At 72.3% G+C, this 11,480-nt stretch carries 8 protein-coding genes and 1 pseudogene; 4 read left to right on the top strand and 5 right to left on the bottom strand.

Annotated elements, in window-relative coordinates; translation table 11 throughout:
- Window positions 1-102: 102 nt before the first annotated feature.
- The gene (locus tag ACZ6TB_RS31765) at window positions 103-501 is read right to left on the bottom strand and encodes a hypothetical protein (protein WP_465560416.1); all 399 of its coding nucleotides are present in this window, start codon (window positions 499-501) and stop codon (window positions 103-105) included.
- A 23-nt stretch (window positions 502-524) separates the two neighbouring features.
- Entirely contained in the window at window positions 525-1,109 is a 585-nt protein-coding gene (locus tag ACZ6TB_RS31760) for a winged helix-turn-helix domain-containing protein (RefSeq protein WP_465560413.1), read from the bottom strand.
- Between the two features lie 82 nt (window positions 1,110-1,191).
- Here ACZ6TB_RS31760 and ACZ6TB_RS31755 point away from each other — a divergent pair.
- Window positions 1,192-1,299: pseudogene (locus tag ACZ6TB_RS31755) on the top strand (FAD-dependent oxidoreductase); the annotation flags it as partial.
- A gap of 780 nt (window positions 1,300-2,079) precedes the next feature.
- On the opposite strand, the gene ACZ6TB_RS31750 reads toward ACZ6TB_RS31755, so the two are convergent.
- The 3 genes from ACZ6TB_RS31750 to ACZ6TB_RS31740 all read right to left on the bottom strand — a co-directional run bounded on the left by ACZ6TB_RS31750 (window position 2,080) and on the right by ACZ6TB_RS31740 (window position 7,674).
- Window positions 2,080-3,273 carry an MFS transporter gene (locus tag ACZ6TB_RS31750; protein WP_465560411.1) on the bottom strand — a complete coding sequence of 398 codons (1,194 nt, stop codon included), beginning with the start codon at window positions 3,271-3,273 and terminating at the stop codon, window positions 2,080-2,082.
- Between the two features lie 94 nt (window positions 3,274-3,367).
- Window positions 3,368-4,999 (bottom strand): methyl-accepting chemotaxis protein, encoded by a 1,632-nt coding sequence (locus tag ACZ6TB_RS31745; protein WP_465560408.1) that lies wholly within the window; start codon window positions 4,997-4,999, stop codon window positions 3,368-3,370.
- A 122-nt stretch (window positions 5,000-5,121) separates the two neighbouring features.
- A complete protein-coding gene (locus ACZ6TB_RS31740; RefSeq protein WP_465560405.1) occupies window positions 5,122-7,674 on the bottom strand; it encodes a S8 family serine peptidase in 2,553 nt (850 codons plus the stop codon).
- A 169-nt stretch (window positions 7,675-7,843) separates the two neighbouring features.
- Here ACZ6TB_RS31740 and ACZ6TB_RS31735 point away from each other — a divergent pair, with 169 nt between their 5' ends.
- From ACZ6TB_RS31735 to ACZ6TB_RS31725, 3 genes are all read left to right on the top strand, one after another.
- Window positions 7,844-8,923 (top strand): RICIN domain-containing protein, encoded by a 1,080-nt coding sequence (locus tag ACZ6TB_RS31735; protein ID WP_465560402.1) that lies wholly within the window; start codon window positions 7,844-7,846, stop codon window positions 8,921-8,923.
- The gene (locus ACZ6TB_RS31730; protein ID WP_465560399.1) at window positions 8,920-10,323 is read left to right on the top strand and encodes a family 43 glycosylhydrolase; all 1,404 of its coding nucleotides are present in this window, start codon (window positions 8,920-8,922) and stop codon (window positions 10,321-10,323) included. The genes ACZ6TB_RS31735 and ACZ6TB_RS31730 overlap by 4 nt, the downstream gene beginning before the upstream one ends.
- Window positions 10,324-10,988: 665 nt before the next feature.
- Window positions 10,989-11,435 carry a nitroreductase/quinone reductase family protein gene (locus tag ACZ6TB_RS31725; RefSeq protein WP_465560397.1) on the top strand — a complete coding sequence of 149 codons (447 nt, stop codon included), beginning with the start codon at window positions 10,989-10,991 and terminating at the stop codon, window positions 11,433-11,435.
- Window positions 11,436-11,480: the final 45 nt, after the last annotated feature.

Below are 11,480 nucleotides of genomic sequence, written 5' to 3'. Positions count from 1 at the left end.
GGCAGTCGCCGATGCCGCGATCGGCCGTGCGCCCCGCGCCACGGAACCCAGCATCCCGCGTCCGCCCGGGCGGCACAACGCCGTTCCGGCGGACCGGCCGCTTCAGGCGGGCCGGCGGGATCTCGAACTGTGTGGACTGCGGGCCATCAGCACAACGGCGACCGCGAGGAGGACGATCCCGAGCGCCGTGCCGGACGCGGCGCGCCAGAGCGGGCCGGGAACCACCGCTTCGTCGCCGTGCACCCGCGCGGCCACGGCCCCACCGGTCACGGCTGCGGCCACGGGCACGATGACCGTGCCGCTGCGCTGACCTTCCCCGGCGCCCCAGCTCACCCCGCACTCCCGGTTGTCCGGTGAGCTCCCCTCCACGCAGTAATCCACCCGAACGGTGACGGTGTGCCAGCCGTAGGCGATCAGATCCGAGCCGGACGGGACCCCGACCATCACCGCCATCAGCACCGCGATGACCGCGACCACGCGCGGAACCAGGAACCGGATCACATCGGCAGGCTACGGGAGGCCCGCTATCGATAACCGCCGCCGTCGAAGTGCCGGCCTTCGTGATCCTCGTAGAGCACGCAGGCGCCGGCCGGGCACGCCCGGTGCGGGTTCATCTCGGAGGCGTGCAGCGTCCAGCGGACCCACCACCCGGTGTCGCCCGCCGCCCGGCCGAGGGCGGCGTGCGGGCCGGCGTGCGACCCCTCCAGCTCGCACCGCAGCACCCGGGCCGGCTCCAGCGCCGGTCGCGGTCGGCGGGCCGGCACCGGCCGCGGCTGGTCGGCGAGCACCGGTCGCGGCCGGTGGGCGGGCACCGGCCGCGGACGGTCGGCGAGCCAGGCCAGCTGCGACGGGTCGAGCTCGCAACGGGCCGGGCAGCCGGACTCCCCCCGGACGGCGCCGGCCACGAAATGGCCGGCGCCCTTGCGCGAGGTGATCAGGCCGTCGTGCTGCAGGCTGCGCAGCGCCGACTGGACGGTGGCGCGGGCGACGTGGTGGCGGGCGGCGAGCTCGTGCTGGGACGGCAGCTTGGCGCCGGCGGGCAGCTCGCCGTCGAGGATCTGGTCGCGCAGCCCGTCGGCGATCAGCCGGTACGGGGCGGGCGTCGACATGCGCCGATCCTCACCTGGCTGGTCAGGTGGCGACAAGTACGCACCTGCGAACCATTGGCGCTTCCACTTAGGATGCGCGTCCATGGGGGACGTCGTGATCGTCGGCGCCGGCCCGGTCGGCCTGTTCCGGGCGGCCGAGCTGCGGCTCGCGGGCGTGGACGTGACGGTGCTCGAACGGCGTTCGGAGCGTGGCCCCGACGTCTACGTAGGCTGGGCCACCGACAGTCCCGCAGCGTTGACCGCCCTCGACTTCGAGGTCGGCGGGCCCGTGGCCACCGCACCCGATCCCCACCACTGACGGCGCGCCCCCTTTGCTCTGCTTACCAATACGCGCGCGGGAGGGCCACCCACCCGCCGACTTCGCTCTGCTCACCCCTACGCGCGCGACAGGGCCACCCACCCGCAGGCTTTGCTCTGCTTACCTATACGCGCGCGGCAGAGCCGCCCATTCGCGAGCTTTGCTCTGCTTACCTATACGCGCGCTCGAGCGAGGCACCCCGCCGACCTCGGCCCTGCTTGCTCCACCGCAGCCGTTGCGCGTATAGGTAAGCAGAGCAAAGGACCGCGAGGCGTGAGGGCAGCCCGGGCTCTATGGCCCGGAGGCCCGGCTGAGCTGGCGACCCGGCTGAGCTGGCGACCCGGCTGAGCTGGCAGCCCGGCTGAGCTGGCAGCCCGGCTGAACTGGCAGCCCGGCTGAACTGGCAGCCCGGCTGAACTGGCAGCCCGGCTGAACTGGCAGCCCGGCTGAACTGGCAGCCCGGCTGAACTGGCGGCCCGGCTGAACTGGCGGCCCGGCTGAACTGGCGGCCCGGCTGAACTGGCGGCCCGGCTGAGCTGGCGGCCCGGAACCCGACTGGGCCGGCCGCCCGGAGCCCAGCTGGGCTGGACCGCCCGAGGCCCGGCTTCCCGCCCGGAGCCCGGTTGGGTGGCCGCCCGGGGCCGGGCGCGGCCCGACGACCCAGAACCCAGATCAGCGTGGCGCCGTCGCCGGGGGGTCGAGCAAGGCCGGCGTCGTCTGCAGGCGGCGCAGGGAGCGGACCACCGGGATGGTCGCGAGCAAACCCAGCACCGGGATGATGAACGCGGTGCGCAACCCGATCGGCTCCGAGAGGGCGCCCAGCAGAACGGCGCCGACCAGCGCGCCGCCGTAGTTGAACAGGTTTACTCGGGCTATCACCTCGTCGCTGTGGCCGGGGGACGCCTCGCCGGCCGCGCTGAACGCCAGGGGGACCAGGATGCCTACGCCGATGCCGGTCAGGGCGAAGCCGGCGATGGCCACCGGGATCGACGGGACGGCCACGACCAGGCCGCAGCCCACGGCGCAGATCAGCAGGCTGCCGGCGGCGGCGCCGGCCCGGCCGATGCGCGGGACCACGTGGTCGCCGGCCAGGCGGGAGAGCAGCACGGCGGCCTGGTAGGCGGCGTAGCCGAGCGGGACCACGGCGGCCGTCGCCAGCAGGGTGTCGTCCAGGTAGACCGAGCTCCAGGTGCTGACCGCCGAGTCGGCCAGGAACGCGGTGAAGATGAAGGCGCCGCAGATCCAGACCACGTGGCGGGTGCCGTCGTGGCGCTTGTCGCCGGTCAGCTCGGGCATCACCGTGCGGGCCGGCTCCAGCGACGAGAAGCCGAGCAGGACGACCAGGGCGGCGATCACGGCGGCGGCGCCGACCGCGAGCGCGGCGCCGCCGCCGGAGACGGCGAAGCCGGACATCAGCAGGGCGGCGGTTATGGCGGCGGCGGTGTAGGCGGCGAAGAGGCGGCTCATCACGCTCCGGCCCAGGCGGGCCTGGACCAGGACGCCCTGCATGCTGAGGCTGGCGTCCACGGCGCCGAGCCCGACCCCGTACGCGATGAGAATGATCGTGAAAAGGACCGTGGGCGTGTGGAAGGTCGTCAGGGCGAGGCCGGCCGAGACCGCGAGCAGGCCGCCGCCGAGCGCGTACCGGCTGCCCCAGCGGGCGGCGGCCTTGTCGGCGAGGACCGAGCCACCCGCCGCCGCGACGCAGACCAGCAGCAGGATGACCGAGACGAACGCGTCGCCGATGTGCTGGCGGGACTTGAACGCGGGAAGCGCGGTGACCACCGCCGCGTAGCCGAAGCCCTGCGCGGCGTATCCGGCGCCGATCCACACGGCGCGCCGGCCGCCGCTCACTTCGTTCCGCATCAACGGATCATCCTCGGTGGTGGCGCGGGCGGAAAGGGCGGACACGAAAATGGTCGCCGTCCGCGAGGGACGACGACCATTCTCCCGTACGGGATCAGAGCTTGAACCGCCCGATGACCTGGCGCAGCTCCGCGCTGATCCCGGCCAGCTCGCGCACCGCGCCGTGCGCCTCGGCCAGCGTCGCGGTCGTGCTCTGGGTCGCGCTCGCCACGCCCGAGATGGTCCCGGCGATGTCGCTGCTGCCCTCGGCCGCGTCGCCCACGCTGCGGCTCATCTCGCCGGTCGTGGCCGTCTGCTCCTCCACCGCCGAGGCGATGGTCAGCTGGTAGTCGTTGATCCGGGCGATGATCTGCGAGATCTCGCCGATCGCCGCCACCGCGTTGGCCGTGTCCGACTGGATCGCCTCGACCCGCCGGGAGATGTCCTCGGTCGCCTTCGCGGTCTCCCCGGCGAGGTCCTTCACCTCGGACGCCACCACGGCGAAGCCCTTGCCCGACTCGCCGGCCCGCGCCGCCTCGATGGTCGCGTTCAGGGCCAGCAGGTTGGTCTGCTCGGCGATCGCGGTGATCGCCTTGACCACGTTGCCGATCTCGGCGCTCGAGGCGCCCAGCTTGGAGACGGTCGCGTTGGTGTTCTCGGCGACGCCGACGGCCTCGGAGGCGACCCGGGCGGCCTGGTTGGCGCTCTCCGCGATCTCGCGGATCGAGGCGCCCATCTCGTCGCTGCCGGCGGCCACGGTCTGCACGTTGGCGGAGACCACGCCGGCCGCGGCGGCCACGGCGTCGGCCTGGTGGGCGGCGTCCTGGGCGGAGGCGCCGATCCGCTCGGTCGTGCCGGTGAGCTGCTCGGTGCTGTGGCCCAGCGCCTGGGAGCTGGCGGTCAGGCTGCCGACCATCTCGCGCAGGCCCTCGCGGGCCTCGTTGACGGCCATCGCCATCTCGCCGAGCTCGTCGCGGGCCCGCACCTCGGCCGGGACCGAGAGGTCGCCGCGGGCGACGGCGCCGAGCGAGTCGGAGACACTGTGCAGCTGGCGGACGATGACCCGGACCACGAACGCGGCCAGGACCAGGGCGAGGATCAGGGCGATCGCCATGAACACGATCAGCTGGGTGCGGGACCGGTCGAACTCCTCGGCGCCGGTGGTGATCATGGCGCTCGCCTCGGCGTCCTCGACCTGCTGGAGCTTGGTGATGGCCGCGGTGAGGTCGGCCTGCGTCTTGATCCAGACCGGCGCGATCTGGTCGGTGGCCGGCATCTCGAACCCGGCGTCCGGCGTCTCCTGGAACATGACGGCGTTGCGCAGGTTCTGGAAGTAGTCGAACTTGGCGGCGACCTCCTTGGCGGCCGCGGTGCGCTCGGCCGAGCCGGCGGCGAGCTTGGTGTAGCCGGTGAGCGCCGACTGGAATGCGGCGTCGGCGGACCGCAGGCCCGTGCGGGCGGCGTCCTTGGCCGTGGCGTCCTGCCCGACCGACCAGCCGAAGAGGCTCTGGAACCCGTCGCCGGCCGCGCCGCGCAGCGTGCTGAGCTGCACGAGCGAGTCGACGTGCTGGGTCTTCATGCCCTTGATGGCGGCGTTGAGGTTGTTCATCCGCATGATGCCGAGCACGCCGATGGCCAGCGCGACCACCACCACCACGAGCACCGATACGTAGATCTTGGTGCCGACGCGGAAGTCCGCCAGCCTCCCGGCCAGAGGATTCCGCTTAGCGGTGACCGTCACGTTCATTCCCGTTGCCTTTCGGGCCGATTGTCGAGTGCCGATGGCCCTTGTATCGGCACTCGGCGGGTGCCGGATAAGAAGTCGGCCCCCACCTCCTGCGAGGTGAGGGCCGACGTGCCGCGCCGGGGTCAGCCGAGGTCGGAGTACGAGAACGCCGACGCGACCGTGAAGCGGGACCGGGCGCCCGTGCTGGCGGTGAACGACACCCAGGTCGGACCGGCCTCGGAGGCGGCCGGGACGGTGCAGCTGAACGCGGTCGCGGCGCCGGCGCCCTGCTTCACGCAGGTGGCCGGGTTGTCGCCGAACAGGAAGTCGGTCGCGCCGCCGAGGTCGCCACCGGCGATCTTGATGGTGACCTTCTTGCCGCCGGCCAGCACGTCGCTGGTCGCCGACATGGCGGTGATCACCGGGACGTACGGGATCGAGATCGTGTCGCCGGCGAACGTGTCGTGCGCCAGGCTCACCGCGATCGCGTCGGTCGTACCGGCCGGGATCGTGACCTTGACGTGGTTCTCGTCCCCGCCCCAGGCCGTCACCAGGCGCACCTTGCCCGCCATCGCCGCGATGTTCTCGGCCGCGAACGCCTTGGCGTCGGCGCCCACCGTGCCGCCGGTGACCTCGAGGACGAGGACCGTGCCGCCGTTCGCCTTGGCCGCCGCGCCGTCCGGGAGCACCAGGCCGAGCGCGGCCCGGTAGGTGACCTTCGCGTTCGGCGCGTCGGCGCTGACGCCGCCGGAGGTCCGCACGGTCACCGGGGCCGGGCCGTTGTCGCCGGCCGGGGTGACCGCCGTGATCTTGGTAGCCGAGTTGACCGTGAAGCTGGCCGCGTTGACGCCGCCGAAGGTCACCGCGGACGGGTCGCCCGGGTCGACGGCGGTGAAGCCGGCGCCGGTGATGACGACGGTCGTGCCGCCGGCGCCGCTGACCTTGTTCGGGCTCACGGCGGTCACGACCGCCGTGTAGTTGACGGCCGCGGTCGAGACCGGGCCGGGCACACCGTCGTGGAAGAGCTGGAGGTTGACCGAGTTGGCGTTGGTGGTGGCCGGCGCGGTGACCTTCAGGTGGGACTCGTCGATCCAGGCGACCGGCGCCACGTTCGCGCCGAGCTTCGCGGTGATCTTCTCGGCCGCGAAGTCCTTGGCGGTGGCGCCGATGGTGCCGCCCGAGACGGTGACCGTGAAGGTCGTGCCGCCGGAGACCTTGGCGGTGAGGCCGTCGTCGAACTCGGCGGCCAGCGGCGTGCGGTAGGTGAACTTCGCGGTGCCGGTGCTGGGGCCGATCGCGTTGGTCACCTTCACGATCACCTGGCCGGCGCCGGGCGGCGCGAACGCGGTGATCTTGCTGGCCGACTCGACGACGAACGAGACGGCCGGGGTGTCGCCGAACATGACGGCGCCCGGGTCGGCCGGGTCGATGCTGGTGAAGCCGGTGCCGCTGATGCTGACCGAGGCGCCGCCGTCGGTGGACCCGACGGCCGGCGCGACGGCGGTGACGCCGGGCGCCTTGGTGGCGGCCACCGGGGTGGGGGTCGCCGTCGGCGTGGGGGTGGTGACGCCGGCGCCGGCGTACGCGAGGGTCGCGGCCGCGTCGACCAGGCCGGCGCCGAACATGTCGTCCCGGCCCGGGTCGCCCAGGTCCTGGGCCTTGGCGGTGATCAGGCCCCGGACCCCGGACGCGGCGGCCGTGGGCATGTACGCCTTGACCAGCGCGGCGACGGCGGCGACGTGGGGAGAGGCCTCCGAGGTGCCGGACGCCAGCATCCAGCGCTCGCCCGGGGCGGCCTGGATCACGCCCACCCCCGGCGCGGCGATGTCGACCTGCTCGCCGTACTCGCTGAAGCTCGCCTTGTTGCTCGTCGAGTCGGTCGCCGCGACACACAGCACCGAGTCGTAGGCGGCCGGGTACATGACCGGGTTGCCGGACTCGGCCGAGTTGCCGGCCGACGCCGCGACCACGACCTGCTTCGACTCGGCGTAGGCGATCGCCTGGCTGAGCGCGTCGGTGCCGCCGCCGCCGAGTGAGATGTTGAGGACCTGGGCGCCGTGGTCGACGGCCCAGATGATGCCGGCGGCCATCGCGTCGACCGGGCAGGAGCCGTTCGCGTCGCAGACCCGTACCGGCAGAATCTTCACACCAGGAGCAACACCGGCCATCCCGTACGCGTTGTTCGCCGTCGCCGCGATGATCGAGGCGATGCCGGTGCCGTGACCGTTCAGGTCGTTCGTCCCGTCGCCGCTGCCGGCGATGAAGTCGGCGCCCGCGAGGACCTTGCCGGACAGGTCGGTGACCTTGGCGACGCCGGTGTCGATGACGCCGACGGTGACGCCCGTGCCGGTGGTGGCCGTGTTCGCGGCGGGCGCGTTGATGGCGTCCAGACCCCACTGCTGCGACCGGAACGGGTCGGCGCCGGTCGCCATGATCGTCGCGACCGGGCTGGTCCCGTCGACCTCGACGCCGTGGCCGGCCAGCACCGACTGCGCCGCGGCCGAGACGGCGACCTGCTTGGCCGGGTCGGGGGCGCTGAGGCCGGTGACCTTCGCGGTCGTGACCGACGGCGCCGCGGGCGGTGCGCCGAGCGCGACCGTGCTCGGCGCGGCGAGGAGGGCGGACGCGCCACCGGCGGCGACCGCCGTGGCGACGGCGACCGCGATCGTGGTGGACCGGCGAGGGTTGTGTGCCATGGTCGCGAGAATCGGTCGCGCCGCCGCGGTCATGAGACTTCCGGGATCCCGAAAACTTTTCGGCGGCGCGGGCCCGTACCGCGGGAGTCCACGTGCTGCTATCGTCGCGAAAAGGTTTTCGACGGGAGCCTCCCCGCCCCGCCCCCGACCCCCATCGGAGGCAGCGAAGATGCCATCCTCAACCCGCCGGATCATGGCCGCCGTCCTGGCCGCGATCCTCCTACCCCTGTTACCCGCGACCGCCGCCCACGCCGCGGCCGCCTTCTCCAGCACGATCGCGAACGCGGCCGACGGCCTCTGCGTCACCGCCGCCGGCCAGCAGCTCACCCAGATCGCGTGCGGCCAGTCCTTCGCCTTCACCCCCGTGGCCGGGACGACCGACACCTACTCGATCCAGACCCCCGGCAACAACTGCGTCGACGTGTACGGCGCCTCGACCGCCGACAACGCGCAGATCATCCAGTGGGCCTGCCATTCCGGCGCCAACCAGCGGTTCCGCCTGCAGGCCACCGGCTCGGCGTACGCGCTGGTCTCGGTCTCCTCGGGCAAATGCGTGGCCCCGGCCGGCGACAGCGGCGCGGCGGGCACGGGTCTGGTTCAGCTGCCCTGCACGTCGGCCACCAGCCGCACGTGGCGCCTGCCCGGCCTCACCACCACCGGGCCGCAGACGCAGACGGTCCGGGTCTTCTGGCTGCGCCCGTCCGACGTCGCCTTCGACCAGCGCTACCCCGACGGCATCGCCGCCGTGATGGCCGAGGCGCAGCGCTACTACCGGCAGGAGCTGGGCAAGACGTTCCGGCTCAACAGCCCGGTGGTCGAGGTCGTCACCGGCGACCAGGTCCGCAGCTGGTACGAGAACACGCCGAACTGCGGCGAGAAGTACTGGTGGACGGTCTGCAACATGCAGGCCGAGCTGCGCCGCAAGTTCGGGCTCGGCGCGCCCGACAACCGGTGGATCAACGTCGGCGAGATCAGCGCCGAGGGCGACGGCGCGGGCGGTGGCGGCGGCAACGGCTGGGTGATCCTCAGCGGCCACGACGCCGACGGCGCGGCCGGCATCAACGGCGCGATGAACCGGTGGTACGGCGGCATGGTGCACGAGCTCGGCCACGCGTTCGGCCTGCCCGACGCGTCGTCGACCGACGGCACCCCGATGTCCGCGTCCTTCTACAACTATCCGAACACGCATTTCAGCGCCGCGCAGAAGAGCCAGATCCTCAGCGGCCCGTACGGGGGGTTCCTGTCATGAAGAGATTCCTGGTCCTCGTCCTCGTGCTGGCCGGCGTGCTCGTCCCGGGCCGGGCGGCGCTCGCGGCGTCCACGTTCACGAGCACGATCGTCAACAACGCCAACGGCCTCTGCGTCACGGCTTCCACCGCCCAGCAGCTGACCCAGGCCGCGTGCGGGCAGTCGTACACCTTCAATTTGGTTTCCGGCACCGACGTCTACACGATCGGCACCCCAACCGGGAACTGCGTCGACGTGTACGGGGTCTCGACCGCCGACAACGCGCAGATCATCCAGTGGTCCTGCAACGGGCAGAACAACCAGCGGTTCCAGCTGCGCTCGGTCGGCACCGGTCTCTACAACCTGGCCGCCGTCCACTCCGGCAAGTGCATCGCGGCCGCCGGATCGGCCGCCGGGCTCGTGCAGTTGCCGTGCGGCTCGACGTCGTGGCGCATCACCATGGCCGCGCCCGCCAAGACGTTCACGAACCCGCTGAAGACCCAGGGTCCCGACCCATGGCTGACCTACTACAACGGCTACTACTACCTGGCCACGACGACCTGGAACAACAAGATCACGATGCGGAAGTCGGCCACGCTCGGCGGGCTCGCCTCGGCCGCCGACCAGACGCTGTTCACGCTGAGCCGGCCGAACGGCGCGGGCACCATGTGGGCGCCCGAGTTCCATCTGCTCAACGGCCCGAACGGGCAGCGCTGGTACCTCTACTACGTGGCCGGGCAGGAGCCGTACAACCTGGGCACGCAGCGCATCCACGTGCTCGAGTCGAGCGGCACCGACCCGATGGGGCCGTACAGCTTCAAGGCCGACCTGCTCGACCCCACGTCGGACAACACCTGGGAGCTCGACCCGAGCATCATGCAGCTGAACGGCAAGCTGTACCTGCTCGGGACGTTCTACAACGGCTCGCAGCCCAACTTCATCCGTGAGCTGTCCAACCCGTGGACCGCGGCCGGCACCCGCCACCTGCTCTCCTCGCCCACCTACAGCTGGGAGACGATCGGCGGCGCCGTGAACGAGGGCGCCGAGGTCCTGCAGCACGGCGGCAAGACCTTCATCGTCTTCTCCGCGTCGCACTGCTCGACCCCCGACTACAAGCTGGGGCTGCTCACCTACAACGGCGGCGACCCGCTGAACGCCTCGTCCTGGGTCAAGTCCGCCACCCCGGTCTTCCAGCGAAACAACGCGGCCGCCGTCTACGGCCCCGGCCACAACGGCTTCTTCAAGTCCCCCGACGGCACCGAGGACTGGATCGTCTACCACGCCACCACGAACCCGAACGGAAACTGCGACCTGAACCGCTCCACCAGAGCCCAGAAATTCACCTGGAACGCCGACGGCACCCCGAACTTCGGCACGCCGGTCGGTGTGGGCGTCACCCTGACCGCCCCCTCCGGCGAGTAACCGCGGGGCGCCGCTTCCCCGGCCTCCGTTCGTATCGGCCTGCCGCTCCCCCGGCAGGCCACCGCTTTCGTGCCTCTCCCCCGCCACGCGCGGCCGCCCGCTCCGATCTTGATAACTCCCGGTTCGAGGAGAACGCAAACTCATCAACGTCCATTCGCCGCCCGGCACGACATGCCGACCTTGATGATTTGCCGCATGCAACGCGCACGAACTCATCAAGATCGCGCCACGGGAGGCGAGGGCCGGCGGCGGGCTGCGACTGGAGGGCGGCGTCGGCAGGCAGCCGGAGTGCGGCGTCGGCAGGCGGCCGGAGTGCGGCGTCGGCAGGCGGCCGGACGGCGGCGTCGGCAGGCGGCCGGACGGCGGCGTCGGCAGGCGGCCGGACGGCGGCGTCGGCAGGCCGGCTGCGGGCAGCAAAGCCGAGCGGCACCACCGGACCGGCAGCCGGCGAGCAACGGCGGGAGACGGGAGGCGGGCTGCAGGGGCCAGGTGTGCGGGGCAGCGCCGGCGCGCGTGGGAGCAGCGTCAACAGGCATAGGGGCAGCGGGCGCGGGGCGGTGCCAGCGGGCGGGGCAGCGCCAGCGTGCGCGCGGACAACGCCAGCGGGCGCGGCGGCAACGAGCGTGGGGGCAGCGGAAACCGTTCCCGGCGAGCACAATCACCGCGTGACTTTTGATACGAAGAAGGGCACCCGCGGCGGCCGGGCGCCGGGCGGGAAGCTCTACGCCTGGGTCAACAAGATGACCATCGGGCGGGTCAAGCGCAAGACCGACGGCGAGATGCTCGTGCTCACCACCGTGGGGCGCAAGACCGGCGCCACGCGCGAGTCGGCCCTGCGGTGGGTGGCGGGGAGCGGCGGCGGGTGGATCATCGTGGCCTCGGCCAACGGGGCGATCTCCAATCCGGCCTGGTACTACAACCTCGCGGCGCAGCCCGACGCGACGATCACGGTCGGCGGGCGGGCGGTCAAGGTCACCGCGACGCAGCTGCACGGGGCCGAGCGCGAGGACGGGTGGCGGCGGATGGTCGACGCCGCCCCGCGGTTCGCGGGATATGCGAAGAAAACGGATCGCGAGCTTCCGGTCATCCTGCTGACCGAGCTTTCCGCCTGACCGTTCGGCCACTGACCGTTCGGCCACTGACCGTTCGGCCACTGA

The sequence above is a fragment of the Actinoplanes sp. NPDC051537 genome (assembly GCF_055586105.1).
This window is presented reverse-complemented; position numbering and strand designations above follow the sequence as displayed.

Excerpts from the sequence above, each read along its gene's own strand:
- ACZ6TB_RS31760 (WP_465560413.1), bottom strand. The coding sequence starts at position 1,109 with ATGTCGACGCCCGCCCCGTACCGGCTGATCGCCGACGGGCTGCGCGAC.
- ACZ6TB_RS31745 (WP_465560408.1), bottom strand. The coding sequence starts at position 4,999 with ATGAACGTGACGGTCACCGCTAAGCGGAATCCTCTGGCCGGGAGGCTG.
- ACZ6TB_RS31750 (WP_465560411.1), bottom strand. The coding sequence starts at position 3,273 with ATGCGGAACGAAGTGAGCGGCGGCCGGCGCGCCGTGTGGATCGGCGCC.
- ACZ6TB_RS31740 (WP_465560405.1), bottom strand. The coding sequence starts at position 7,674 with ATGGCACACAACCCTCGCCGGTCCACCACGATCGCGGTCGCCGTCGCC.
- ACZ6TB_RS31735 (WP_465560402.1), top strand. The coding sequence starts at position 7,844 with ATGCCATCCTCAACCCGCCGGATCATGGCCGCCGTCCTGGCCGCGATC.
- ACZ6TB_RS31730 (WP_465560399.1), top strand. The coding sequence starts at position 8,920 with ATGAAGAGATTCCTGGTCCTCGTCCTCGTGCTGGCCGGCGTGCTCGTC.